The 25,415-nt window shown below is 49.1% G+C and carries 20 protein-coding genes; 3 read left to right on the plus strand and 17 right to left on the minus strand.

What is annotated here, in order from left to right; translation table 11 throughout:
* Positions 1-131: 131 nt before the first annotated feature.
* Positions 132-1,577, minus strand: coding sequence for a YcdB/YcdC domain-containing protein (locus tag ACKKE8_RS24085; RefSeq protein ID WP_409175239.1), 1,446 nt, complete (start codon positions 1,575-1,577; stop codon positions 132-134).
* A 197-nt stretch (positions 1,578-1,774) separates the two neighbouring features.
* On the opposite strand from ACKKE8_RS24085, the gene ACKKE8_RS24090 reads away from it, so the two are divergent.
* Entirely contained in the window at positions 1,775-2,227 is a 453-nt protein-coding gene (locus ACKKE8_RS24090; RefSeq protein ID WP_409175240.1) for a DinB family protein, read from the plus strand.
* Between the two features lie 128 nt (positions 2,228-2,355).
* Here the strand turns inward: ACKKE8_RS24090 and ACKKE8_RS24095 are convergent, their stop codons facing one another.
* The 7 genes from ACKKE8_RS24095 to ACKKE8_RS24125 all read right to left on the minus strand — a co-directional run bounded on the left by ACKKE8_RS24095 (position 2,356) and on the right by ACKKE8_RS24125 (position 9,848).
* The gene (locus ACKKE8_RS24095; protein ID WP_409175241.1) at positions 2,356-2,808 is read right to left on the minus strand and encodes a nucleoside deaminase; all 453 of its coding nucleotides are present in this window, start codon (positions 2,806-2,808) and stop codon (positions 2,356-2,358) included.
* Between the two features lie 26 nt (positions 2,809-2,834).
* Positions 2,835-3,785 carry a carbamate kinase gene (gene arcC / locus ACKKE8_RS24100; protein ID WP_409175242.1) on the minus strand — a complete coding sequence of 317 codons (951 nt, stop codon included), beginning with the start codon at positions 3,783-3,785 and terminating at the stop codon, positions 2,835-2,837.
* Positions 3,786-3,803: 18 nt separating this feature from the next.
* Positions 3,804-5,285 (minus strand): cytosine permease, encoded by a 1,482-nt coding sequence (locus ACKKE8_RS24105; RefSeq protein WP_409179189.1) that lies wholly within the window; start codon positions 5,283-5,285, stop codon positions 3,804-3,806.
* A gap of 78 nt (positions 5,286-5,363) precedes the next feature.
* Entirely contained in the window at positions 5,364-6,791 is a 1,428-nt protein-coding gene (locus ACKKE8_RS24110; RefSeq protein ID WP_409175243.1) for a DUF1116 domain-containing protein, read from the minus strand.
* Positions 6,792-6,793: 2 nt separating this feature from the next.
* Positions 6,794-8,338: an acyl-CoA synthetase FdrA gene (fdrA, locus tag ACKKE8_RS24115; protein ID WP_409175244.1), complete on the minus strand. Its 1,545-nt coding sequence runs from the start codon at positions 8,336-8,338 to the stop codon at positions 6,794-6,796.
* Entirely contained in the window at positions 8,320-9,231 is a 912-nt protein-coding gene (locus tag ACKKE8_RS24120; RefSeq protein ID WP_409175245.1) for a DUF2877 domain-containing protein, read from the minus strand. Before ACKKE8_RS24120 ends, fdrA begins: the two co-directional genes overlap by 19 nt.
* A gap of 8 nt (positions 9,232-9,239) precedes the next feature.
* Positions 9,240-9,848, minus strand: a complete 609-nt coding sequence (locus ACKKE8_RS24125; protein WP_069848155.1) for an ankyrin repeat domain-containing protein — start codon at positions 9,846-9,848, stop codon at positions 9,240-9,242.
* 216 nt (positions 9,849-10,064) lie between these two features.
* On the opposite strand from ACKKE8_RS24125, the gene ACKKE8_RS24130 reads away from it, so the two are divergent.
* Positions 10,065-11,759, plus strand: coding sequence for a PucR family transcriptional regulator (locus ACKKE8_RS24130; protein WP_409175246.1), 1,695 nt, complete (start codon positions 10,065-10,067; stop codon positions 11,757-11,759).
* A gap of 240 nt (positions 11,760-11,999) precedes the next feature.
* Here ACKKE8_RS24130 and ACKKE8_RS24135 read toward each other — a convergent pair whose 3' ends face one another.
* The 3 genes from ACKKE8_RS24135 to ACKKE8_RS24145 all read right to left on the minus strand — a co-directional run bounded on the left by ACKKE8_RS24135 (position 12,000) and on the right by ACKKE8_RS24145 (position 13,638).
* Positions 12,000-12,614: a PH domain-containing protein gene (locus ACKKE8_RS24135; RefSeq protein ID WP_409175247.1), complete on the minus strand. Its 615-nt coding sequence runs from the start codon at positions 12,612-12,614 to the stop codon at positions 12,000-12,002.
* Positions 12,615-12,754: 140 nt separating this feature from the next.
* Positions 12,755-13,312 (minus strand): nitroreductase, encoded by a 558-nt coding sequence (locus ACKKE8_RS24140; RefSeq protein WP_409175248.1) that lies wholly within the window; start codon positions 13,310-13,312, stop codon positions 12,755-12,757.
* Between the two features lie 65 nt (positions 13,313-13,377).
* Positions 13,378-13,638, minus strand: coding sequence for a hypothetical protein (locus ACKKE8_RS24145; protein WP_409175249.1), 261 nt, complete (start codon positions 13,636-13,638; stop codon positions 13,378-13,380).
* A 67-nt stretch (positions 13,639-13,705) separates the two neighbouring features.
* On the opposite strand from ACKKE8_RS24145, the gene ACKKE8_RS24150 reads away from it, so the two are divergent.
* Complete coding sequence (locus tag ACKKE8_RS24150) at positions 13,706-14,086, plus strand: RidA family protein (protein ID WP_409175250.1); 381 nt, start codon at positions 13,706-13,708, stop codon at positions 14,084-14,086.
* Positions 14,087-14,146: 60 nt separating this feature from the next.
* On the opposite strand, the gene ACKKE8_RS24155 is transcribed toward ACKKE8_RS24150, so the two are convergent.
* The 6 genes from ACKKE8_RS24155 to ACKKE8_RS24180 all read right to left on the minus strand — a co-directional run bounded on the left by ACKKE8_RS24155 (position 14,147) and on the right by ACKKE8_RS24180 (position 25,370).
* Positions 14,147-16,672 (minus strand): SEL1-like repeat protein, encoded by a 2,526-nt coding sequence (locus ACKKE8_RS24155; protein WP_409175251.1) that lies wholly within the window; start codon positions 16,670-16,672, stop codon positions 14,147-14,149.
* A 144-nt stretch (positions 16,673-16,816) separates the two neighbouring features.
* On the minus strand, positions 16,817-17,554 hold the full coding sequence (locus ACKKE8_RS24160) for a PIG-L deacetylase family protein (protein ID WP_409175252.1): 738 nt from the start codon (positions 17,552-17,554) through the stop codon (positions 16,817-16,819).
* Positions 17,555-17,564: 10 nt separating this feature from the next.
* The gene (locus tag ACKKE8_RS24165) at positions 17,565-18,581 is read right to left on the minus strand and encodes an N-acetylglucosamine kinase (RefSeq protein ID WP_409175253.1); all 1,017 of its coding nucleotides are present in this window, start codon (positions 18,579-18,581) and stop codon (positions 17,565-17,567) included.
* A complete protein-coding gene (gene argH / locus ACKKE8_RS24170; protein WP_409175254.1) occupies positions 18,581-20,089 on the minus strand; it encodes an argininosuccinate lyase in 1,509 nt (502 codons plus the stop codon). Before argH ends, ACKKE8_RS24165 begins: the two co-directional genes overlap by 1 nt.
* 110 nt (positions 20,090-20,199) lie before the next feature.
* Complete coding sequence (locus ACKKE8_RS24175) at positions 20,200-22,731, minus strand: NEW3 domain-containing protein (RefSeq protein ID WP_409175255.1); 2,532 nt, start codon at positions 22,729-22,731, stop codon at positions 20,200-20,202.
* A gap of 119 nt (positions 22,732-22,850) precedes the next feature.
* Entirely contained in the window at positions 22,851-25,370 is a 2,520-nt protein-coding gene (locus tag ACKKE8_RS24180; protein ID WP_409179190.1) for an NEW3 domain-containing protein, read from the minus strand.
* Positions 25,371-25,415: the final 45 nt, after the last annotated feature.

The raw sequence follows: 25,415 nt of genomic DNA on the forward strand, positions 1-25,415 counted from the left end.
AGTTTAAAAGAACTCTAGCAGAAAATAGATTTCTTTCCACTCGCTGTCTATTCATTAATGTTCCGTCTCATATTTTTCTTATATTATCACAAATTATGTGTTCTAAATGTCGTGGAAGATTTTCATTCTACCTACTCTTCGACCTTACCTGTCAGGGCATTGATATCGTTACCATCAATGGAATAGGCAAGAACCGGTTTGGCCACCCTCTCTCCATTAATGAATGGGTAGATGTATAACAGTTCAGTGGGTTTCGCCAGCAAGGCTTTGGCTGCTGCATCTATGGAGACAGCCTTCCTCTTATCCGGAAGCTTGGCAGGCTTTTGGTCGAGTTTTTGATTGTACTCGGTGATTTTCCCCGTGACTCCATTCATACTAATACCAATTCTTCGTCCGTATACCAGCGGAAGTCCCTCAACAGATGGCACAAACTCTACTACATACTTATGTGGATTCTCCCTATCAGGATTCACCCTGTAGTAGAACTCCTTTTCTTCCTGTTTGAGATATGTTTGCAGGAACTGAACAGCTTTCTCAAGAACCTGCTTTTCCGACAATGTTGCCTTCCCTTTTTGGGGTTCGGCGTTCGAATAGCTTATAAAACCGATCACAACGCCATCCTTCGTAAACAAAACCTCATTTTCATCAGGGGAAACATAGACCCTTTCCGTGTCGCTATTGTAGCTGTTGAATGTACTTCCCTTCAAGCTGATACCCATCTCGCTTTCGTAAATCCGCGTTGCCTCCTGCTCATTCTTCACCTTTACTACTCTTCCACCAGGCGTGAGGGAGATTGGTTTCCACCTCCAGGTTATGTATTGCCGATCAGGGATCAACTCAGCTCCTGTGACTGCGTCCAAATAATGGGAGAGTACAGTGGAGTAGACGAGATCGGTCTTATTTTCACCAAGGATGTACATGAGTTGCAGTTGAGGTTGGATAAAACGACTGAGCTGATCTTTCTTCATCGCCTGGGCTGGAAGGAGGAAGTCAGCGTGATTGACGTTTGTCAGCGTGTTTTCTCCTGCCGAAACGTTGGTTACCTGTCCCGCACTGTTTACTGCCAACCGAAACTCATCGCCAACTACCTCTATGCCATTTACATAGCGGCTATAAATGACATCGCCTACAGGAGCCCGCGTTACCTTGTACAGGCTGCGCATTTCACCGATCCACCCCTCCATGAAGGTATCGGCGCTCTTATAGGCCAGCTTGTCATCAGGATTTTCAAGATCCTTGTCATTCAATAAATACGTAAGCAGTTTCCCGGTTTCTGCATGGATATATGCTCTGGCAAAGAATTCATTATTTTTTTCATAACGGATTTCGTACACAGGCTGGTCTTTCGTTTCCAAGGTAATATGTCTTGATGTGTCATCCAGCTCAGGGACGAGCATTTGCAGCTTTTGCTCCGTTCGTTTTGCCTTTTCGCTTAACTGATTTTCCTGAAGGTGGGCTGCTGCTTGTTGGTTGCCTGCCTGATTTGCCATGACTGTGGCCGAGGCTGGTGACAGGAGCAGTGTGGCTGTTAGCAGAGCACTGCTTGCCAGTACAGGATAACGCCTTTGAGAGGTCATACGTATATCCTCCATCTTTTCTTGACGTTGAAGCTCACACAATAAGACGATATTTGGAAATAATTGTCACATTTTATCTGTCCGAAAATATTAAAATTTTAGACTAGATAATAATGTTGTAGACTGAAATAATAAAGAGGTAGACTGACGGCATTGCTCAACTAACGGGCAGAAGAATTGGTAGAGGGTGATTCGCATTGAAAACTATCCAAAAAATGTATGAGCATTTAAATTGGGCTAACCAACGTATTTTTGAAACACTGCAAAGTATTGAAGATGAAAATCAGGAGATATGGCGTTTATTTTCCCATATCCTTCATGCTGAAAAAATATGGATAACTAGATTACGCGGAATGGACAGTTCACAACTTCCCATATGGTCGGAGGATGATTTAGAAATCTGTGCAGAACTTATTAAACAAAATAGAGAGAGCTTCACAGCTTTTTTTACGAATTTGGCAAATACTGACCTAGATAAAATAATATCCTACACGAATAGTAAAGGAAGAGAGTTTACGTATTCTGTACGGGATATTTTAACTCATGTAGCATTGCATGGTCAGTATCATCGCGGACAGATTAACTCACGACTTCGAGCAGTTGGTATTGAACCCGTTAATGTTGACTTTATTACATTTGTGCGGGAATGATTCGGGGTAGCCTTGTTCAACTTTCGAGAACATCGCCAGGGCACATATGAAAAAAGGGCCCTTATAAGGCCCTTTTTTTCATAATCCGAACATCCGTGTTTCTTGCTTGTCTGCTATTCAGTTACCTTCTACTCTTTGTTCAACTGATGAAAGTGGGTAAACAACTGATCGCAGTCCTCACGCTTCTCCACCTTGATCATGTTCAAAACGCTCTGATCCTTACCCGAAAAATAGTTGCGAAGATGCTTATCCGAAAAACCGTTCTCATGCGCATCCTCCGCAGTCGAGCAGTAATGAACGACCTTGATGCCAGACCAGATGATAGCGCCCACGCACATCGGGCAAGGCTCACAAGTCGCGTAAATTTCGCAGCCTGTCAGGTCCATCGTGCCCAAGGTCTTGCACGCTTCGCGAATGGCTACCATCTCTGCATGCTGGGACGGGTCCATATCGGCCATCATGCGATTGCTGCATACGGCGATAATTTCGTCCCCTTTCACCACAGCCGCTCCAAAAGGCCCACCGAGCTTGTTGTTCATGCCTTCCATCGTTTTTTCCACTGCCAGCTTCATGTAATCCATTGTCTTGATCCTCCCTCAAGAGGCCATTATTTTACGATGTGTGTCCCTGCTTTGTTCGTAATCGCATCCTTTAAGCTCTCCGGGTTTGTAATGATCACGCTTGACCCGTTTTTCTCCAAAAAGCTCAGGCTGGCCTCGATTTTTGGCAGCATGCTGCCTTTTGCGAAGTGCTCTTCACGAACGTATTGCTTCGTTTCCTCTACCGTGATGCGCTCCAGCGCCTTTTGATCCGGCTTGCCGAAGTTAATGCATACCTGCGGAACACCTGTCGTAATGATCAATGTCTGTGCATCGATTTGCTCTGCCAGCAAGCTGGTAGCAAAGTCTTTGTCGATGACAGCATCAATCCCATCGTACGTATTTTCGCCCGTTTTCACAACCGGAATACCGCCGCCGCCAACAGCGACTACCACATATCCTGCTTCGATCAACGATTTGATCGCGTCTTTTTCCACGATGTCGATTGGCTTCGGGGAAGGAACCACTCTTCTGTAGCCGCGACCGGAATCCTCGATAAATACCCAGTCCGGATGCTCTTTGCGCATCTCTTCCGCCTGCTCCAGCGTGAAGAAGGAGCCGACTGGCTTCGTTGGATTTTCGAAATTCGGATCATCCTTGCTGACTTCTACCTGTGTGATAACGCTCGCCACTTTTTTGTTGATTCCTCTTTTGGCAAATTCGTTAGTGAGTGCCTGCTGGATTTGGTAGCCGATTCCCCCCTGCGTATCCGCCACGCAATTGACCAGCGGGATCGTAGGCATTCCGGACACTTCATTGGCGATTTCGCATCTTTGCAAAGCAAATCCAACCTGCGGTCCGTTGCCATGAGTAACGACAACGTTGTAACCTTCTTGCACCATATCTGCTATATTTGCCGCGGTTTCACATACAGCTTCATATTGGTCCTGAATGGTATTGCGACCATTATCTTTCACTAATGAGTTGCCGCCGATAGCAACAATTACTAGTTTTTCCACTGGGCACTTCTCCTTTGGTTAAGATACATTTGCAGTTGTTTCACGCTGCGTGATCGCACTTGATTTGTTCCATTTATAGCTCAGTGCATAGAGAACACTGGAGATAATCATCCCGCTAAGGAAAGCAGACTTGCTGATGTTTGCCAATAGGGGCACATTTGGCAAGAAAGAGCCGAATAGCGTAATCAAGAAGCTGACGATCAATACGCCGCATGCCACCATATTAAAGCCGTTTTTGTATTCTCCGTTTTCACCTGGTTTTACATAGATGCTGGATAAATCTAGCTTTCTTTTTCTTTCAATGAAGAAACTGACCAGCATGATCCCCGTGATAGGACCGTACATGGAGCCGATAAAGCTATAGAACATATAGAGCGCGGCCGTGCCGTTCACCAGCTTCCAAGGTAAAATGACAGTCCCCAATACAGCTGTTAAGATAGCCGCTGACTTCACTGTAAACATTTTCGGAAGAAGCGCTGTCATTTGCAGTCCAGATGGAAGCAAATTCCCAAACACAACATAGCTCGTCGAACCTATATTCAGTGCCAGCAACAAGATAATGACGGCAACAGGATTCCCAATTTGATCAATGGCAACGACTACATTAAAGTCTGTGATGCCAAACGCGATTTGCGTTCCAACCAACAATCCTACACACGTAATTCCAAACAGGATGTAGGATGCAATCATTCCAAGCGGCAGACCAATCGTCGGAGCTTTCGGGTGTTTTGCCCTTTGCGTAAGGTCTGCAATATTTACAATCGGGCCACCCCAGTTCGATACCAATGCACTTACACATGCGATAAATACAAGCCAATTCTCCATCGGTTTGGCAGGAGCATAAGCAAAGATCGGACCAAATCCGCCAGCAACGCTGATCGCCCAAATCGCTGCACCCACGATGAAAATATAGATGATCGGTGAAGACCATTTACTAAACAGACTGAGAATTTTCATTCCGCCTAAAAACAATCCAACTGTAATGACCCAGAGGATCACATAAGAAAGCATCGTCGGGAAATCTAATCCGAGAAAATCAAAGCCTGGAACCATATTCATATAGCCAGGGAATATTTTCTCAAAAATGACATTAAAGGATTGTGCGCCAATAATTGTTTTTGTCCCAAAAAACACAACACCAGCGATAAGCCCACGACATATAGCAGGAATGATCGAGCCTTTTACACCAAAGGAGCTGCGCAACAGCATCGAATAGCCAATCCCGTACTTCTGTCCCGCATAGCCATTCAACACATAGCCAGCCGAAACAATCAAGGCAGCAATCATGACTGCCCACAAGACTTGCGGAACGGATAATCCAAGGACAAAGAATCCGGCTACAGTCATGTACGACATGAGATTATGCACAGCGCCCATCCACACGGTCACGTAGTTAAAGGTGCCCCAATCTCGATTTTCGGAAGTCTTTGGCAAAATATCGTCCGCGTATCCATAGGACTTGAATTCTTCATATGATTCCTTTACGTTTGCCTGTCCCATGTTCATTCACCTTCCTCTTTCAACCCAGCTTTCGCAACCTTATTTTGCTGCGAAAGCTGAGTCCCCTGGGATGAAAAGCTATTCGCTAATCGTTTCCGTTACTGCGAGCAATGCTTTTTCAAAAGCTTCCATCGGTGGATACGTAATACCCGCACCGATCATGCCGATGCCTGCGTCTTTATGCGCAATGGCGGTGTTGATAATCGGCAGAATGCCTGTTTGGATCACCTGTCGAATATCGATACCTGTTGCTACACCTCGGAAGTCCAGAAGAGGAATCGTGACGTTTGGATTTTCTGCCGTCGTAATTTCCTTCATCGTGGTGGAGAAGCCGATCGCTTCTTCAACCGTACCGCCTACGAGCGCAACAATCGCCGGAGCTGCCGCCATTGCGAAGCCGCCGATCCCGTATGTTTCGGTGATCGCACTGTCCCCGATATCCAAGCCGGAATCCTCTGGCTTGTAGCCTGCAAACATTGGACCGATTACCTTTTGTGCAGGTCCTGTAAACCATGTGTTGCCAGCCATGCCGCTTACTCGGATACCGAACTCTACGCCATTGCGTGCCATTGTGGTGACAATCGTGCTGTTCTCGATTCCGTGTGCTGCATCCAGCGCGCATTTGCACATCGCCATCCATGTCGGGCCGGAGAAGTAGTCGCTACTTGCTACGAAATCGAATACTTCGCGTTTTTGTTCTTTTGTGAAATCTGTCTCCAAAATGTACGGAGTCAGTGCTTGGATCAACAAGCTCGTACCTGCGTTGTTGCGGTTGTGGCATTCATCGCCCATATGCAGCGCTTGCGCCAGCATGAGACGCAGATCGATTTCACCTGCAATCTTCATCGCATCACGCAGCATTGGTCCCAATACATCGCGCATCCAGTTCAGACGGGCGATGACGCTTTCATCGTTGGCGCCCATGCGCAAAATTTTAGCCATTTGCTCACTGAGGTTGGTGTATGCGACGTTGCCATACGTTTTGTTTTTGACTACATGCATGAACATCGAAGCGGATGTGACACCTGCCATGGAGCCTACGCAGTTGTGTTCGTGGCATGGAGAGAACGTGATCGCGCCAGACGCAGCTACCTGTTCAGCTTCCTCGATGTCTTTTGCCAAGCCCTCGAATACGATTGCGCCAGTTACGGCACCTTTCATCGCTCCGCACATTTTGTCCCAAGTAATAGGTGGACCTGCGTGCAGAATCGTGGTTTTCGTCATGCCTGGTACCACATTGATCGCTTGGTCGAAGCCGACGAGCATCGGCTGGGAGTTGATGATACGCTCTACCGCCATCTTGTTTGCCGCAGCAATTTTTTCAGCGACAGCAGCATTTTCCAGTCTGTCGAGAGCGTTGATCAGCTCAGGCTTTCCGCCGCCCGGAGGCTTCCAATCCAGATGAGACGCATTCGCATTTTGCTTGATGATATCGTCTTTGAAAAACTCGATCCCTACGTTGATCGCATGAATCTTTCCGTTAAACAGCTCGTTGATTTTGCTCATGATTATTCCCCTTTCGCAACAAATTCTCTAGCCAGAAGACCCGCGTTCGTGCTGCTGCTCGCAATCGTTACACCCGCATCCATCAGCTTCTTCACTTGCTCATCGAAGTTCGGTGTATCGAGATCAGTACCCAGCACGTAGCCCAAAATTTCCAGGTGTCTGCCTTCCTTGGCAGCCAGTGCTTTTGCTTCGTTGATCGCTGGCAGCATAACACCTACAGGATCTTCGTGAGAACCGAAGCCCAAGATGAAGTCCATCAGAATGACGCCGACGGAAGGATCTTTTGCTTCTTCCAAAAATCTGGCGATACGCGAGGACGGGTCGATCATTGGATGCGGCTTGCCGTTTGTAAAATCGTCATCGCCCATGTCGAGGTAGGTATGTGCCTTGCTCTCATGGATGTTTTTCAGCTTGTAGTCCGCTTTCTTTTGGATGTTGCTGTATACGTCATCATACTTTTCCATCGCGAGGTACATCGCTTCGTCGCACAGTGTACCGCCGCAGAACAGTCCGCGAACGTATTTTTGTTCTGGTGTCAGCTTTGCCCGCACTTCTTCAATCAGTGGCCAGTTGAGAGCGCGCTTGTTGAGCTCGTCTTCGTTGGCGCCAGCCAGCACAACTGCTTTGATGGCTGCTTCCTTGCTCGTTTTTGCAAAATGTCCGCCTGCTTCCTGAACTGGCGTTTCTTCTCCACCAATGAAGTACACAACCACAGGCTTTTTGCAGTTTTTCACTTGCGCCAATACTTTTTCCTGAACGCTTGGTGCTGGTGGCTTGGAAATGAGCACGATGACCTTTGTCGCCTCATCCTCTTCCAGTGCTTTGATTCCGTCGAGCATCATGATGCCGCCGACTTGCTCAGAGAGGTCGCGACCGCCTGTACCGATCAACTGCGTGATACCGCCGCCGAAGTCGTGAATACGCACACTCACCTCTTGGCTTCCTGTACCGGATGCACCTACGATCCCGATGTTCCCTTTTCTCACGGCGTTTCCGAAGCACAGTGCCACATTGCCGATAATCGCTGTACCGCAGTCAGGTCCCATCATCAACAGACCTTTTTCATGCGCGAATTGCTTGAGGGCGATCTCTTCCTCAATGCTCACGTTGTCGCTGAACAGCATGACGTGCAGATCGTTTTCCAATGCTTTTCTCGCTTCTCTCGCCGCAAATGCACCGTTTACCGAGATGACTGCGAGGTTTGCCTCTGGAATGCTTGATGCTGCTGAATCAATCGTGGAGTATTTGATCTCTGTTGCGGATTTGCTGCCGCCTTTTTTCTTGAACAGTTCTTCGATGGCGATGAGAGCGCTCTCGCACAGCTCGTCTGTCGCCGCCTTCACCACGATCATCAAGTCGCTCGTTTTCGCTGCTTCCAGCTCAGGTGTGAGCAAGCCTACGTTTTTCAATACCTCTTTGTTCATATCGGTGCCCATCGCGATAACCGCTTGTTCAACACCTTCAATTTGATTCGCTTTTGTAGATAGAGACATCAGGGATACCGAGTCAAAATACGTACTTTGCTTGATTACGACTTTGGTAGACATACGTTACCTCCAGCTTCTAGATTTCGTTCCAAACCACATAGGATGCCAAGCAGGATATCCGTACCCGACGACGAGCCGATCCCGATAATTTTGTCTAAGGCAGGGACAAGCTCTTCCACGGAACCGGACACCATGTATGAAAGTAAGTCATTTAGTGACTCTCTCACTTGTCCATGGGTTGCTTTTTTCAGCGTGATCGCACTGATTTCGTTCGTTAATGTTTGGGATGAACGGACGATTTCATCGAAAAATGGGCATGACAAACAAGAGGAAATGTTTTGCATTTTGTATACACTGCACAATCCCACTAAAAAATCGTCACCCGATGGTGTTAACCCCGGCCCCAGTCCGATAAGACTTATCGCATGCTGAGTAGCTGACTCTATGCGGTTATTCGCCAGATCGTTGGAAAGCAAGCCTGCACGCTGGATCAGCATACGGGACATCTCTTTCTCAAACGGACTGGCAGGTTGGGAGGACATTTTCATGCCCCCCGTCTTGCCGTATACGTCCACGTAGTTTTTCGTGAACGCCACATTTCTGCGCAAAACATCTACGCCTTCTATGTCACAAGGATAGGAAGGAAGCTCACCTTCCCACTTTGTTGCTTGCTGAGTCCATATTCGTAAATCCGCTCCAATAACGAGCGTGCTATCTTCTGTAATGACCGGAGCGTTTACAGACAGCCCCAGCTCTGAAAAGCCTTTTACATCAACGATGAGCGTGTTCGGTGCATTGTCTAGCTGATGGTTGCCAATGGTGTACAATTCTCCGTTTTCGCTGCATGTCAGATTGATCGTTCGCTCAAAAATACTGTGTACGGTCCCGCTAAAGTTTGCTCGTGCCAAACGCTCAAGGAAACCAGCATCGCCAGACAACGCCTGGATGTACATGGGACGCTTTACTTCGCTCCTGCTTCCAGCAAGATTTTTTCGATTTCGGTGTAGCCTTTTCTTCTCGCCAGTTCTAGCGGTGTTACGCCGTATTTATCTACCATGTGCACATTGCAGCCATGCTCAATCAACAGCTTGATGATCGTTTGTTGCTTCTCGCCGCCATCATTGAGGATGATCGCTTCGATTAATGGTGTCCAACCCACAAAGTTGGTATGGTTTACGTTGATGTCAGTCGTCGTTACGAGCTCACGTACGATGTCCACATGACCTTTTTCACACGCTGGTGTAATCCCCACTCCACCAAAACGAGTCAACAGCTCCAGGTTTGTTCCTGCTTTGATCATCATTTTGACGAGTTCCAGCTTGCCGTTAATGCATCCGAACAAGAACGGGTTGAAGCATGTCTCATCCTGCAAATCAACGTCTGCACCCGCTTCTACCAAAAACGATACCGCTTCCAATTTGTCGTTCATAGCAGCAGTCAGAATCGCTGTACGCTTTTGTCTGTTTCTTGCGTTAATATCTACACCCTGCTCCAGATGCTTTTTCAGTGCTTCGATATTCCCCTCAGCCGCTGCCTCAAGAAATGCCTGTACTACGCTTTTGTCTGTCATAGTAAGCCCTCCATGCTCTCGTGATTGAACAACCCGCCAAGATTGGCTGAGCGCTTGCTCTTTTAAAAAACAATTAGACAAGCACCCCGTACTTACATCATTATTTTAGACAGGATGAATGGAATCGTCATTGTGTATGGAAACTAAAAAAATTGAGGTTCACTTGTGCACATTGCACAATTAAAGGAATCCCTTTGTGGCAAAGGAGTGAACAGAGTGCTGACCATCAAAGATTTGCTTACCATTCAATCCATAGACGGCATCAAAATCATCGCCGGAGAGCAAGGCATCAATAACGTCATCTCCATCGTCAATATCATGGAGAACCCGGATGCTTTTGACTGGCTGTCTTCCAATGAATTACTGCTCTCCACCGGATATATTTTCAAGGACAATCCCGAGCTGCAAAATAAAATCATCAAAGAGCTGGCGGAAATCAACTGCTCCGGGCTCGTTATCAAGATGCATCGCTATTTCGATCAAATCCCGCAAAACATGATTGATCATGCGAACAAGTATGGACTCCCGCTCTTGGCCCTCCCTTTTGAATACACATTGTCTAAAGTGATTGCCATTATTAACGAGAAAGCCTCCGGGCGCTATGATTTGTTGAACCGCAAAACATTGGACATGCATAACGCCCTGTTTCGCATTGCGCTGGAAGGTGGCGGACTGGATCGCATCGCTTCCGAGCTGTCTGAGACGATCAACAACCCGATCCTTATTCTGGATCAGGACTGGCATCTGCTTCATTACACGGAAATCTGGCACAATCCGATTCCGCTTGACTCCTGCCTGACTTTGATCAAGAACAGACCTGTTTTTACCCGTGACTTCACCGATTCCGTCCCGAAAAATATTAGCCAGATCAAAAAGTCTATCAAACGTATCTACCATGCGAAAGATGATGAGATTAAATGTAGGATTCTCCCCGTTGCTGTGGCCAATCACATCTACGGATACATCGTCGTCTGGCAAACCGTTTGGGAGCTGACTGAATTTGACTACATTGTGCTGGAGCAGGCGTCCACCATCGTGGCGCTGGAGCGGATCAAGGCGAGGGAAATCGAGGAAGTGAAGCTGAAGATCAGACAAGACTTTTTCGATGACTTGCTCACAGGTAAAATTACGTCGTCTGACTCGCTGCAAACCTTATGTGATTTGCACGGACTACAATCGAGCTACATGTATTTTTGTATGGTCATTAATATCGAGCCAGTTGAGCTGGAAAATTTGGAAGATATAATCGATCGCAAGTACGAGCTGGATCGGATCGCCAAAAAATGCGTCGATCTCGTATATGATTACGCGAGCAAAGCACCGGGAGAGGTGACCTGCTTTTATCGAAACAATCGGATCATCATTCTCATCGGACAAAATGAACATCGTCCTGTGGTGTCAGCAAGTGAAGCCAAGCAATTCGCTAATGAGCTGTACAGCGCTCTCGTGGATAAAATCAAGAAAACGTTGTTCTTTATTGGGGTAGGACGTCAGTATAAAAACATCGCTTCGCTTCATAAAAGCTTTTCCGAAGCACATGAAGCGATCCGCCTGATGCAGAAGTTCAACAGCAAGGGCGACGTCTCTCATTTCGATGATTATTCCGTCTATCATTTTCTGGATTCCAACATTAAGGACATTGAACTGGAAGACTTCTTTTTGAAACGTCTGGGGAAGCTGTACGAGCATGATCAAGAGTTCGGCACGAGCCTCATGGTGACCTTGGACAATTACTTTCTGTACAATCAAAACGTCAGTGAAGCGGCGAAAGCGATGTTCATTCACCGCAATACATTTATTTACCGGATCGAAAAGATCAAAGAGATTTTGAATATGGATTTGAAAAACTCGGAGGAGCTGCTTCAAATCCAACTGGCGCTCAAGATCGGCAAGCTTTTGCACAAGGAGTAAAGCTCGAAAGAATGTTGTCTTCCTGCTACTGTGGTCGGGAGGAAGGCGTACCACATGTTTTCCAGTCGCCTTTTTCCTCTCTTCGTTCGGGCGGTCTCCTTCCAAACATGTGACACACCTTCCCGTACAGCTGTCGGGGTACTCGTTTCGAACTGCTTTGGGAGTGGGGCTTGCCGAAGATTTCGCTTGAATACAAAAAGAGCCTCTTTAAAGAGGCTCTTTTCTCTTAGTTGCTACGGTTTAGTTATGAATATATTTTTCAAAGACTTTGCCAAAGTCTTTAACGACATACTTGTATCGGATGTCTTCCAGCCAATCGAAGGTGTATTGGTTGATGGACTTGAATTGTGAAGCTACGTCAGCTTGTTGGCCTGTTACGCGGCCCAGTGTGCTTTGAGCGACGTGGAGGCTTTCTTTTGCATGCTGGAGCGCAAGTTCGTTATCGTGCATAATCGAGGCGATCTTCACAAGAGCTTTGTAGAGGTCTTTTAGCTCCTCCAAATGCTTTTTGTTGACATCGATCGAGTAGTGCTCATTGCCCATGGTGAACTTGATTTCTACATCCAAATCGACAGTTCCGGCTGTTTCCAGATACACGTCAGAGATTGGGTGTGTTTGGTAGGAATAGCGGCGCAGCATGCGTTTTTTGCTGGTGGCACTCGTTCCATCCAGATGAACCAGCCCTAGATTGGTGAAGCAGTACTCATCGGATTTTGATTTGATCAAAAAATAGATCTTCTCATTGTCCTCATGCATGATGTAATCATCAGCGTCCACCTTGTCGTAATCTGCTGGTTTTACCACGATTCCCACATTGCTCAAGCCAAGCGCGTCTGCCGCAAGCTTTCCAAACATGATCTAACAGCTCCCCTCGTTATGTACGGTGTAACCTTACCATTTATACGTGTGTGGGGGGACTTAGTTGCAAACAACTACAGTGCTTCACCCAGTTTTTCTTTTCCGTTCCGTGTTTTTCAAAGAGGTCAGCTGGAGCATTACAGCCAGGTCGTCTTTTCTTCCGCTGCCACCCGACTGGTCTCAGGAGCATCTGCCTCGGGATAGCCAATGAACAGCGTGCCCACGACCTTTTTATTTTCAGGCGATCCGAGGAATTGCAGCAAGCGTTCGTCGCGAACCAAGCCTATTCCTCTCGTGCGCCATACCATGCCCAGTCCCAGTTCCTTCGCTGCCAGCCACATGGAGTGAATCGCGCAGCAAACCGCGTATTCGTTATCCTCTGAGGATGCTTCATCCCCTGGGATCACATCAGCAGTCGCAACAATGACGAGCGGTGTTTTTTCCAGGACGGCCAAGGAATCCTGCACGAGATTCGGCTTGGTCGGAAAACGCTCCAGCAAAAATTCCTTCGCGATTTCCTCGAACCGCAGCTTTGCTTCTCCTCTGATCACGTAAAAATGCCACGGCTGACGCAAGCGGTCATTCGGGGCTAACACTGCGCAATCTAGCAACGCTTGGATTTTTTCTGTTTCTACTTCTTTTGGAATATAGTTACGCACGGCTCTTCTGCTTTTGAGTGCCTCTAGTACGGACATGCTGGTTCCTCCTCGGTTGTACCATTTTCTGACTAATCCCAATCATTATATCGTATAGGTATCCATCAACGGGAATGAATCGCCAAATTTGCTCGGTGTTCCTCTTCTTTTTCCACGTAGATGTCATACTGCTTATGGTCTTTTTCTGGGGGCAACATCCCCATGTCTCCCCCTAAATGACGAACTGCATGAGAGTGAATGCGTGTGCGAAAACGAATGCCATGAGCACTTAGCTTGTTTACCACGCGTATGTATTCTTCAGAACCAAACGCGGTGTGGATCAAGCATTTGTACTTGGAAAAAAAGGTGAGAAAAAAATCCATCATCCGCTCCACTCGCCTTCTTTTTTGTAGTATATTCCAATTATTGCGGATAAGAGAGGGGCTTTCTACTATGAATCGAAAGAAAGTATTCACGGGTTCGCCTTGGGAACCTGTCGTGGGCTATTGCCGCGCAATTCGAGTCGGCGACCGTATTGAAGTGGCTGGCACTACTGCCATGAAGGACGGAGAAGTCGTTGGTGTGGGCGATGCCTATGAGCAAACAAGGTTCATCCTAGAGACGATTGAAAAAGCATTGCGAGAATTAGATGCTGATATGTCTCATGTGGTTAGAACGCGAATGTTTGTAACGGATATCAGCAAGTGGGAAGAGATCGGAAAAGCACACGGAGAGTTTTTTCGCGAGATTCAGCCTGTCGCTACGATGGTTGAGGTCAAGGCATTGATTGACCCGCGTCTGCTCGTTGAAATTGAAGTGGAAGCCGTTGTTTAACATGCTGGTTAGTTGGAAGCGGACCGACGACTTTTCCTGTCGATCCGCTTTTTGCTTTTTCTACGATTGTGTGAGCTCCTCAGGGATATCAAGACCTGCCTTCTCTGCTTCTTCGAGGTGATGTTTCGCCAGAAGCTCGTCCACATGTTGCGCTTCATTCCGGTAAATTCTTGCCAGTTCGATATGTGCATGCGGGTAATCTCTTTCCAAAGCAGCATGAAAATAAGTGATGGCGGCGTCGATATTTTTGGCTGTACCATACCCATTACTGTAGAAAATCCCCAAATTATAGGCACTGAAATCGCTGCCTGCTTCGTAATCCTGCTGATAATAATGCAGCGCCTTTTCGTAATTCCCTTTTGAATCATGCAAATAGCCAAGCCAATCAAAAACCGGAGAGCCCAACAACTCCCCCTGTTCATAATGCCAGAGAGCCTTGTCCAAATCTTGCGGCACCAGCTCCCCGTCATAATAGGTTGCGCCAAGATTGTTGTGTGCCAGCGCATGACCGTATTCTGTGGCCTTGCCCATCCAGTACAATGCTTTATCGGCATCAGGCTCCGTGCCGATACCATGTCGATAGCAGCAGCCTAATCCATTCATAGCATGATGGTTGCCTGCCGCAGCCCCTAATTCATACCAGTAAAAAGCTTTATCAGCATCCTCGAAGCCTTCCAGACTGTAATACATATGGGCAAGGTTGTTCATGGATGGGGCATAGCCCTTTTGGGCAGCAAGCGTATCGTACAGAATGGCTTTCTCATAATCACCTGCTTCATACGCTTCCATGCCCAGGTTGTACAGCGTTTCTACTGGCGTGTACTGATCTACGCTGTCACCATCGGATTGCTCTCCATTGGCATAGGCCAGCAGTCGCTTGCGAACCTCGGCATCAAAATAATAGCTGTAATAACGATCTTCCACTTCCTCCAGCACGAGCGTTTTATCTGCCCGCGACAGCCCGTACTCGCTTACTAAATAAACGTCGTGACCCTTGAAGGCATAAGCAAAACCCTCGACCAGCGCCTTTTTCACCACCAGATCGAATTCGAAATCACTCCATCGCTTTTCCGGCGAAAAGGCAATGCTCCATAATCCATCTCTCTTCAAGGCATAGGCATCCTGATGCAGCCAAAAAATGTTCTCATAATCGTCTAAGGGGAATAACCACGCTGGTTGATCGGCATTTCCATGAAAAACGCCTAGCTTTCCATCTTTTTTCGCCAGCACCTGATTGCCCTGCCCTGCCTCCGTATAAACCTGCAAATCAATCAGTTCATCGTATTCGTACGGCAACAGAAGGCTCTCCTGCTGCTTGCCATAAGCGGCGTACTTCTTCCCCTTGCGCAGAACGAGCAGATTTGGAAAATGGGTTTGACGATTCAGTTTATCGAAGCCGGATGCGCCAACAGTGCCGTCTTTTTTGTACAAGGTGCTGTGACTTGCATCCTTGTGCGGTTTGACGAGAAGAAGTCCTTCGCCGATGTGCTCGACCGCCGTCAGTGGGAAGTCTCCGACGTATTGCCAATCTTCATTAAAGATTTTCCGGTTTTTCCTGCCTTTGACCGCCGTATGGTAAAAGCCGTCCCCACACTTGAAAGCTTCTTCATGCTCAAAATCTATCGTTACAGAACCAGCTTGGTCCAGCACGCCCCATTTTCCGTCTTTCTTTGCCGAATAAAATCCTTGGTAATCGAGCGGTTCCAATTCTTCATAGTGGGTCGGGACAATTGTTTTGCCTTCGAGATTGATTAAACCATATCGATCGTTTCGTCTGACAATGGCGCCAGCAGAGCCGTATTCAAAATCATAGGCATCCTCCCACTCCAATGGAATGACGATTCTCCCGGATTTATGTACGTAGCCATATTTGCCATCTCTAGCGACTACGGCGAGATCTTCGGAAGCGAAATCGTAAAAGGCATCGAACTGAGGGGCAAGTAATACGTTTCCCTCTGCGTCTTTGAGACCAAGCAAGCCGGCTTCCTCAAAAATCTCCACGTCGGGCTGTTCTTCATAAGGCTGCCAGATGTGTCCCCAGCCGTATTGGTAGTCCTCATAATTGAGCAGCTCGGCAAAAGAACCAAAGCCCGGGTTCACGTCCATCAATTCGGAGTAGTTCAATAACGAGATGTCATCGTTGTCCATTGCCTTTGTCATGATCTCGTTGTTATGGGCAATATTGGCGAGCAAAGTTTCCGCCTGCTCGTCATGAGGGATGTCATCCATATTGAATACGTCCCAGGCATCGATGTGAAAATACGGAAGCGTTCGTTTTTCCAGATAGCTGAAAAGCTGATTTCTCGCTTCCAAAAATGCTTCTTTGTTACCGATTAACCCTTCCTGTCTCTCCAGGAAATCGTAAAATCGCTTCGCGTTTTCGATGCCTGCCTGCGCGTCGTAATAGAGTCCGGAATTATCCGGTTCGGTATGGTTGTTGTAGTTATTTCCGGCGATCAAACCACCTTCTATGAAGAGCGGCTGCAAGAGTAGGGGAACCTCATAGCCCCATTCCACCATCATCGTGTCGTTTTCTTGTGCTTGAGAAGGTTCACTGACGTTATATAAATATACTCTGTGTGACATGTCTTCTCTCCCTTTGATTTCCAATTTGCTTCTGACCACATTGTAAGCAAATCTAGCAGGGTAAAACAATCCGCCTGATGGGCTATCCAATGAAAAAGGCTGACAAGCAAGAATCATGCTAGTCAGCCCTTTCTACTTTTTAGACTACAGCTCAATGACAGGAATACTGCCACCCACACTAACCGGCTCGATCGCCTTGCCTGCTGACCGCACCAAAGTAAAATATTCATAGCAGCCAATGACGCCAAAGTCCCCATCGATAACACCCGGATAAGCGCGATTCACGGAATACTCCTGACTCAAGTGAGCCTTCAGCGCCTCTCCTTTTTGTTTCCGATAGCCCGAAATATCGACCTTGCCTGTAATCGGAACTGCTGGCTTTGGACCATGATCCGGGCAATGATCGTAGTAGTGCGGGATCGAAACGTAGTACAGATCAGGATATTCTGCCGGAGTCAAGCTCGCTTCCGCTTGTTCGACCGCTCGCGTCGTCGCCTCGCACGTGACGATATGATCGGGATGACCCGTTACCCCGTCCGGCGGAAACGTAACGACGACATGGGGCTTCCATTCCTCTATCGCTTCCCGAATCTTACCCACCAGCTCATCCAGATCGGCATTTTGCAAGGAACCATCCGGGTACCGGAACAAGTCGAGACGACTGATTCCGAGCACTTCTGCCGCTGTTTTCAGTTCTAGCTCTCGATGTTTTGCCAGCTTTTTTCTGCAATCGATATCGAATGGACCGCTGCGTCCTTTGCAGCCGGAGGTAATGCACAAATAACACGTTTCATGTCCGGCGTCCTTGCACTTTGCCAACGTTCCCCCGCAGGCAAAAGACTCATCGTCCGGATGTGGAAAGACGACCATTACTTTTTTCATTTCTGGCACCTCACTTGCCGTCCAATTGGCGTTCTAAATAAGCCAATCCTTTTGCTATGACACCGTAAATCGGATCGTTTTGCGCATTTTCGATGACAACCTGCGAAGCGTACTCTCGGACGCGCTCTACGACGATCTCTCGCACGCGATCATCGTTTTGCAAAACGCCTCCCTGCATGATCATCTGAAACGGCTTTGCTTTCATTTGCAACGTATCAATGACAGCCCGAGCAGCGTCGAAAAGCTCTTCGCCTGCGACCCGCAAGATAGCTGCTGCCACCATATCTCCGGCAAGTGCCGCTTGACTGACCAACGGCGACAGCTCTGCTACCTTCTCTACGGAATAATGCTCACTGTACGTCCAGTTAAACAATTCATCTACGCGTCCCAGTCCAACGTGCGGGAGGAGCAGCTCCTTCAATACGGTCGGCTCGCCGCGGCCATCCGCTGCCTTTAATACAGCCATAATCGCTTGCTTGCCGATCCAGTAGCCACTGCCCTCGTCACCGACCCGATGCCCCCAGCCTCCTGCTCGCGCCGTTTCCTGTTCATCGTTTACACCAAAGGCAATCGAGCCTGTGCCTGCGATGACCAGAATGCCGGGTTTGCCTCCGGTCGCACCGAGCAATGCCGCAAACCCGTCGTTTTCCACGATCAGATGCTGGACGCGAATACCGAGCTGGTGCAGCACCTTGCTCACCATCCGCGAGATCACCTGTCGATCATACTCCGTGTCCAAGCCAGCGATCCCGAACACCGCGCACTCGATTTCCCATTCGATTGGTCCATCTGGTGTCGGAATGCTGCTCATAAAGGGGGCAACTGTTTGACGTGCGATCGCATCGTCCAGAGCTTGGCTGATCGCTGCAACCAACTCACGAGCTGCCGCTTCCTCCCCGATCCCTTGATAATTGCATGAACCGGAGCGTCCTGCACCGATTTCATTTCTGGAGCGGTCCACCAGTACCGCCAGACACTTGGTGCCCCCTCCGTCCACTGCCAGAAGAGGTATTCGCACCACTGCCATTACCCCACACTCCATTCAGCTGTCATCTGATCTAACCCTTTCATCACATTCGCAATCGCCTGCTTTTTCTGTGCCAGCCATTCTGTTTCCTGCTGGAGAACCGCTTGGCGAGCGGCGATCATGCGCTTCATTTCCTCTGGATTTGGTCCACCAGGAAGCTTGCGGATCATTACGAAATGAACGGGGTCAAGCGCCAGTCTGAGCTCTTCTGCTGTGAGCGACAGCTCCCGCCCGATTACTTCCACGGCTGCACGGTTTACCAGCTCCAAGCTGATTTGGTTCGCAGCGAGTTGCTCGCTCATCGCTTCTTTTACCACACGACTTACGATGTGATGAGATTTACGGAACGAAAGTTGATCCGTGCGCACCAATGTATCCGCCAGCTCTGTGACGGTCGCAAAGCTGCCCTTTGCCCGCTCCAACAGGACGTCCTTGTTCACTTCCATCGTCCCCACAACACTCGCCATCAAGCGATACATCTGCTCGAGTACTCCCATGCTCCGCCACGCGTATGGCTGCATGTCATCCTCGGTATCCACGATATCGCCAAAAGGCGTATTGTGCATCATCGTAAGCACTGTCGTCGCATTTCCTGCTGCACTGGACAACAGAGAGCGCATATGTTCAAAGGAAACCGGATTTCGCTTTTGCGGCATGATGGAACTGATCTGCACGTATGGACTCGCGACTTTTAACCCCGCGAATTCTTGTGTGCACCACAGCAACATATCTTGAACCGTACGCCCCAAATTAATCGCTGCCAATTGTACGGCTGTCGCTACTTCTCCCAAATAATCCGCGCCGCAGACGGCATCATAGGAATTTTCCACCAACTCATCAAATCCGAGCAATTCGCGCATCCGTTCCCGGCTGATCGCAAAGCCAGAAGTCGTCAAGGCCGCGGCCCCCATCGGTGAGCGATTGACTGTGTGATAGGCTTGGATCAGTCGCTTGATATCACGGCTGAGCATGTCAGTAGCCGCCATGATGTAATGCGCCATTGTCGTCGGCTGTGCCTGCTGCGTGTGTGTGTAGCCAATCATAATCGTATCCACATGCTCATTTGCAAAGAGGAGCAAATGCTCTTTCAGATAGAGGGCAGAAGCCAAGGTCACCAACAATTTTTCACGCAGCACCATGCGGTAAATGGTAATCCCCATGTCGTTGCGGCTGCGAGCCAGATGCAGATTTCCTGCCACATCAGGAGCCAGTTCCAGCAAACGGCTCTCTACCTGAAAGAACAAATCTTCAAACTGTCCGGTGTAATGCGATTGGCGCAGCTCTTCCATTTCGATCCCACACAGTGCACCAGCAATTCTTTTGGCCTCATCGTCTGTGAGCAATTCTTGTTCACGAAGCATGATCAGATGTGCCTTGTTGATCGCCATCATCGGATGCAGCAAATGGTGCTTCGCTTCGTTGAATGCAGGCTCCAAAACCGCCTCCACGTATGTCTTGCCAGGGAAACTGGCTCCCTCCTGTTGAAAAATTCGCTCTCTGTAATTCATCTTTCTTGCATCTCCTTCCCTATCCATTCGTAAGCTGCTTCTATTTTTGCGTCTGATCTTCTTTTAGGAGGGAGGCGACCGTCGAACGATCGCCTTCCCTTCTACTATGATTACTGCTGTGGGCTGATCATGTTGACAAACAATCGGATCGCACCCGGTACGAGTGACGGAATTTCGCGATACCACACGAGCGAGCTGTAGGTATACGTTCCTTTTCCATACTTGGCAGTGAGGTACGTACCCGTAAATTCCTTCTCGCCTTCGTCTCCATTGGAGATGAGCTCTGTGTATTCCTTGCCCCACTCGGACGGATTGTAAGCGGAACGATCCTGAATCCAGTTGTCCCAATCTTCCTCTGTGATTTTGTTTGGCGAATGGAACAAGGCATGATCAGGCGCCAGTACTGTCACTTTGGAGTTTTCGTCTGTCACACGCCATTGAATCAGCGGAGCACCGATTTTGATCGGATAAGGAGCCAGCTCCGGCTTCCATTTATCCTCTGGCTTGTGGTATTGCACGACCAGATTTCCGCCGTTTTCCACGTATTTCAGCAAACGTGCATTGGAAGGAATCAGCTCTGGTCGGAAACCATAAGCGCGAATACCCAGCACGATCGTATCGTATTGATCCAGATTGCCAGACTCGATGTCTTTTGCCGACAGATTGGTCACATTGACTCCCAGTTGGGACAAATACTGATCGATATTGTCAAAGCCACTGGATACGTAACCGACCTTCAATCCTTCCGGTACCTTCAGGTCAAATGCTTGGATCGCAAGCGCCGCTGGCTGGACAAAGTATGTCGTGCCGATATGCGGGTAACGGATGACTTGGGCGCCGTGTCGACTCTCTTTACCACTGCCAGATGCTACTGCTGTCACCGTATACTTATCTGGTTGGACCGAAGCATCTGCTTTGACTGTAAAGGCAACCGACTTCGTTTCTCCCTTGGCCTCAAAGGCGAGTGGTGCTGCTTGTGGTTCTACACTCCAGCCTTTTGGCACATCGAGAGAGATCGTTGTTTTCGCTGCACCTGGATTGTAGTTTTTCACCGTAACCTTGACCGGGATTGGCTCCTCTGGCTTCTGCGTATACAAAACCGTCGCATTGGGACTCAGCACCATAGAAAAAGATGGAAGAACTGCAATGGCATCTGCTGGTGTCACATGGCTATTCGCCGTCGAGCCTGCAAAGCTGTAGCTGACGTCTGCCGTAATGGCTGGAGCGGCGTACGGTTGGAACAGAGCAGCATTTGACGGAACCGTGACATCAAATGTCGTTTTCACCGTCTGATTGTAGCCGAGCGATGAGAAACTGGTGGTCGATTGCGGCTTGGCTTGCCAGCCTTTTGGTACATGCAGCGCGAGATTGATCTTCCCGACTTTTGCTTGGCCGCCGTTGTAAGCCGTGACCGTTACTTTTGTCGTTTGGCCTGCTACCAGCTCCGTTGTCTCAGGCTTTACCTTGGTTACGAGCGAGAGCGCTTCGGCACTAGCCTTGTTCAGCTGGGATTTCTTCACTCCCAAACGATGGCGCAAATCTGATTTCGTGTCAGTTGGCAAGGAGGACGCTTCGACTACTGCCGTCGCTTTTTCCACATCTGCCAGCATTTCATGCGCTTCCTTGGCTACTGAGGCAAAGCTTGGGTACGCAGCAATGACCTCTGCGGCATCCTTTTGCAGCTTTTTCAGTTCACCCGCGACTTTTTCCCCGCCAGACTGGCTGGCCACTTCCTTGGCTAAATCGTCAAACGAATAGGCAATTCCCTCAAAAAAGTCTGCTTCCTTGTCTTTTGTCTCTACGATGGATTGATCGAGCTTGTAATAATTGAAGCTTGGCCCCTCATCATAATGACGTCCCATGCCCTGGCTCTTGTGCATGAAACGGGATTCTTCGCCGAGTTGGACGTAAGAGGCACCATAAATTTCGTCATAGTCGCCAACAGGCACCTTGACTGAGTAATCCTTTTCCTTTGCAGGCAGATATAGCTTCTTCACCTGCCAAGGAGCCAAGCCTTCCTTTGCATGCTGCGGAAAAACGTTTGGATCTGCGGCATCCTTGAATGCCCGTACCGTAATGACATTAATCGCGCGATGATGACCGTGAGTCGAAGGTTCGTTCAAAAATGCGGGAATCACGACATCGGGTCTCAGTGTCCGGATACGGCGGATGAGCTTTTCGTACGCTACATCCTCGCCCCATTTTTGCAAGGTTTCATCCGGGCTTTTGGAAAAGCCGAAGTCAAAAATAGGGTCGTCGATTTTTTCACTGAGGTTCTCCAGATGGATGTTCGTGATTTTGGAAGCTTCCTGCAATTCGCGGGTACGAATGATCCCCAGCGCATTACCCAGCTCGCTGCCTATCTCGTTCTGTCCTCCCTCGCCTCGGTTCGCAATGACACTGGATGTATCCACCCCTTTCCCAAGCGACAAATACGCGAGCATCGAACTGTGCTCATCGTCCGGATGTGCTCCGGTGTTCATCGCACTGGCAATCGTGGTGAGCGGCTTGATGGCTTTCCACAGATCGACAACCCCGCGATCTGCATGGGCAGTCTCGGGTGCTACCGGCATAATCAGACTCGTGGCTAGCACCGCTGCAGTCGTAATCGTGTACAGCTTGGCAAGTTTCCCCTTACTCAATGAACAACTCCTCCATTCCATTCAGATTGATGTCTATATCAATCATGGCGGTCTGTACGTTTGCATCTCATTGATGTAGCCATGGATCGACCCACGGTTGGCCCGGAGTGGATGGGGCATTACTGCTTCTGACTGATCATGTTGACGAACAAACGAAAAGCGCCAGGGACTAGCTGTGGAATCTCGCGGAACCAGGCAAGCGAGCTGTAGGTGTATGTCCCTTTCCCAAAGTGCGCCGTAAGGAAAATGCCACGGAACTCCGGTTCTCCCGGATCACTTGTCGCAATCAGCTCGGTATACTCGCTTCCCCAGCGAGAAGGATTGTAGATGGAGCGCTCCTGCACCCATCCATCCCAGTCTGCTTGGGTAATTACGTTGGGCTCCTGAAACATCGGATGGTCAGGGGCCAGCATACGGACGTCTGATTGCTCATTGGTCACCCGCCAATCGATCAGCGATTCGCCGATAAAAATGGGGTAAGGTGCCAAGTGCGGCTTCCATTTGTCCTCCGGCTTGTGATATTGAACGACGAGATTTCCGCCGTTTTCTACATAGTGCAAAAGACGCTGGTTGCTCTCGATTAATTCGCGGCGGAATCCGTATGCGCGAATCCCGAGGACAATCGTGTCGTAGCGGGACAAATCGCCCGATTGTATTTCGTTTGCGTCGAGATTGAGGCAATTCACCCCAACTGCGCGCAAGTATTTATCCATATTGTCAAAGCCGCTGGATACGTAGCCGATCCGTTGATTTTTCGGGATGGCCAGGTCAAAGGCTTGAACCGTCAGCGTAGCGGGCCGGATAAAATACGTTCGGCCGACATGCGGGTATTCAATGACCTGCACATCTTGCGCGATCTCTGTCACACCGTCTGTCCCCGCTACCGTAGCGCTGATCTGATATTTGCCATTCGTCACCTGCGGTGTGGAATGAACAGTAAAGGCGATCGTTTTCGTCTCGCTGCGGAAAGAAAACGGAACATCGACAAAGGCTGGCTCCGCTGTCCAGCCTGCCGGGACAACGAGAGCGACCTTGGCTGTGGAGCTTCCCGGACGGTACTGTTTCAGTGTTACCTTAACCGGGATCGTCTCATCCGTATGCAGCGTGTTTCGCACCACATCTGACGGTGTCAGCGTCACGGCATACGGCGGAAGCACAGCTACACGGCTTTCCGGCTCCACGCGAATCGTACTGGCTGTCTCGAAGGCGAAATAGAGCACCTCGACATCGAGCACGGGCGGCTTATAAGGATGGAACAGCTCCGTCTGTGCAGGAATCGATACCTCAAATACGGTGCACACCGTCTGATTGTAAGCAAGTCGTGGAAACGCAGTAGGCGTGAGCGGTTTCGCTGTCCATCCAGCGGGGACACGCATACGCAGCTGCACATGCTCCACCTCAAGCGAGCCGCCGTTGTAAGCCGTTACGGTAACGGTTGTCGTCTGACCTGCCACCCACTCGCCCGTCTCCGGCTTGATTTTCACGACCAAAGACAGAGCCTCGGCACTGGCACGGTTTAGCTGCGCTTCCTTGAGTCCTAGCCGATACATCAAATCAATCTTTGTTTCTTCATCGAGTGGAGCCTTCTGTACTTCTTGTTGTGCAGTCACAAGCAAAGCCTTCATGCGATGAACCCTTTGTGCCACCTCAGCAAAACGCGGGTAGGCATTTAATACATCTGTAGCCGCATCGTGCATACGGTGAAGCACTTCGGCGAGTTCTTGCCCGCCTTTTGCAGTGATGCTCTGCGCCAGATCAGCAAAACTGACGGGCAGTCCGGAAAAAAAGTCGCGCTCTTTTTCCGGTGCAGGAAAAACAGATGCATCCAAGCGGTAGTAATTGTAGGTTGGGCCTTCATCGTAATGAACACCCATGCCCTGTGTCTTATGCATAAACCTCGATCGCTCACCAAGTTGAACATAGGATGAGCCGTAGATTTGGTCGTATTCCCCCACGGGTACAGCGACGTGATAATCATCGTTGTCCATGATAGGCAGATACAGCTTTTTCATTTGCCACGGCAAAAGTCCAGCTTGCCTATGCTCCGGAAAAATCTGTGGATCGGCTGCTTCGTGGAAAGCACGCTGTGTCAGTAACGTAATCGCCCGGTGATGTCCGTGTGTCGTCGGTTCATTTTCAAAGCAAGCAATGACGACATCAGGGCGCAGCTCCCTGATTTTTCGAATCAATCGCTCGTACACGACCTCTTCGCCCCATTTGCGGAAGGTTTCTTCGGCGCATTTGGAGAACCCGAAATCATGGATGGGATCATCCAGCTCTTCGCTTAAGATGCCAAGCGTCACATTGCCGAGCGATGATGCTTCTTCCAGCTCACGCGTGCGGATAATCCCAAGCGCGGCACCTTGCTCGCAGCCGATTTCGTTTTGGCCGCCTTCCCCTCTTGTCGCGATCACACTCGTGGTATACACGCCTCTCCCCAGCGCCAAGTAAGCGAGCATGGCACTGTGCTCATCGTCTGGATGGGCACCTGTGTTCATGGCACTGGCAATGGTAGCGAGCGGCTTAATCGCTTTCCACAGATCGAGCAGTCCGTGTTCCCCCTGCATAGTGCGAACAGATGCGGGAATGGGCGGGCAGGGCAGTTTAGTCGGTTGTACCATCGGAGATTTCTTATCCATCGATTCACTGACATCCACGAGAAGCTCCTCCTTTTTCACGAAGGC

It is taken from the genome of Brevibacillus fortis, assembly GCF_046196545.1.
Lineage (GTDB): Bacteria > Bacillota > Bacilli > Brevibacillales > Brevibacillaceae > Brevibacillus > Brevibacillus fortis_A.

Coding starts and splice junctions, on each gene's coding strand:
- ACKKE8_RS24085 (WP_409175239.1), bottom strand. CDS start 1,577: ATGACCTCTCAAAGGCGTTATCCTGTACTGGCAAGCAGTGCTCTGCTA.
- ACKKE8_RS24095 (WP_409175241.1), bottom strand. CDS start 2,808: ATGGATTACATGAAGCTGGCAGTGGAAAAAACGATGGAAGGCATGAAC.
- ACKKE8_RS24105 (WP_409179189.1), bottom strand. CDS start 5,285: ATGGGACAGGCAAACGTAAAGGAATCATATGAAGAATTCAAGTCCTAT.
- ACKKE8_RS24110 (WP_409175243.1), bottom strand. CDS start 6,791: ATGAGCAAAATCAACGAGCTGTTTAACGGAAAGATTCATGCGATCAAC.
- fdrA (WP_409175244.1), bottom strand. CDS start 8,338: ATGTCTACCAAAGTCGTAATCAAGCAAAGTACGTATTTTGACTCGGTA.
- ACKKE8_RS24120 (WP_409175245.1), bottom strand. CDS start 9,231: ATGTACATCCAGGCGTTGTCTGGCGATGCTGGTTTCCTTGAGCGTTTG.
- ACKKE8_RS24125 (WP_069848155.1), bottom strand. CDS start 9,848: ATGACAGACAAAAGCGTAGTACAGGCATTTCTTGAGGCAGCGGCTGAG.
- ACKKE8_RS24135 (WP_409175247.1), bottom strand. CDS start 12,614: ATGTTTGGAAAGCTTGCGGCAGACGCGCTTGGCTTGAGCAATGTGGGA.
- ACKKE8_RS24140 (WP_409175248.1), bottom strand. CDS start 13,312: ATGTCCGTACTAGAGGCACTCAAAAGCAGAAGAGCCGTGCGTAACTAT.
- ACKKE8_RS24145 (WP_409175249.1), bottom strand. CDS start 13,638: ATGATGGATTTTTTTCTCACCTTTTTTTCCAAGTACAAATGCTTGATC.
- ACKKE8_RS24150 (WP_409175250.1), top strand. CDS start 13,706: ATGAATCGAAAGAAAGTATTCACGGGTTCGCCTTGGGAACCTGTCGTG.
- ACKKE8_RS24155 (WP_409175251.1), bottom strand. CDS start 16,672: ATGTCACACAGAGTATATTTATATAACGTCAGTGAACCTTCTCAAGCA.
- ACKKE8_RS24160 (WP_409175252.1), bottom strand. CDS start 17,554: ATGAAAAAAGTAATGGTCGTCTTTCCACATCCGGACGATGAGTCTTTT.
- ACKKE8_RS24165 (WP_409175253.1), bottom strand. CDS start 18,581: ATGGCAGTGGTGCGAATACCTCTTCTGGCAGTGGACGGAGGGGGCACC.
- argH (WP_409175254.1), bottom strand. CDS start 20,089: ATGAATTACAGAGAGCGAATTTTTCAACAGGAGGGAGCCAGTTTCCCT.
- ACKKE8_RS24180 (WP_409179190.1), bottom strand. CDS start 25,370: ATGGATAAGAAATCTCCGATGGTACAACCGACTAAACTGCCCTGCCCG.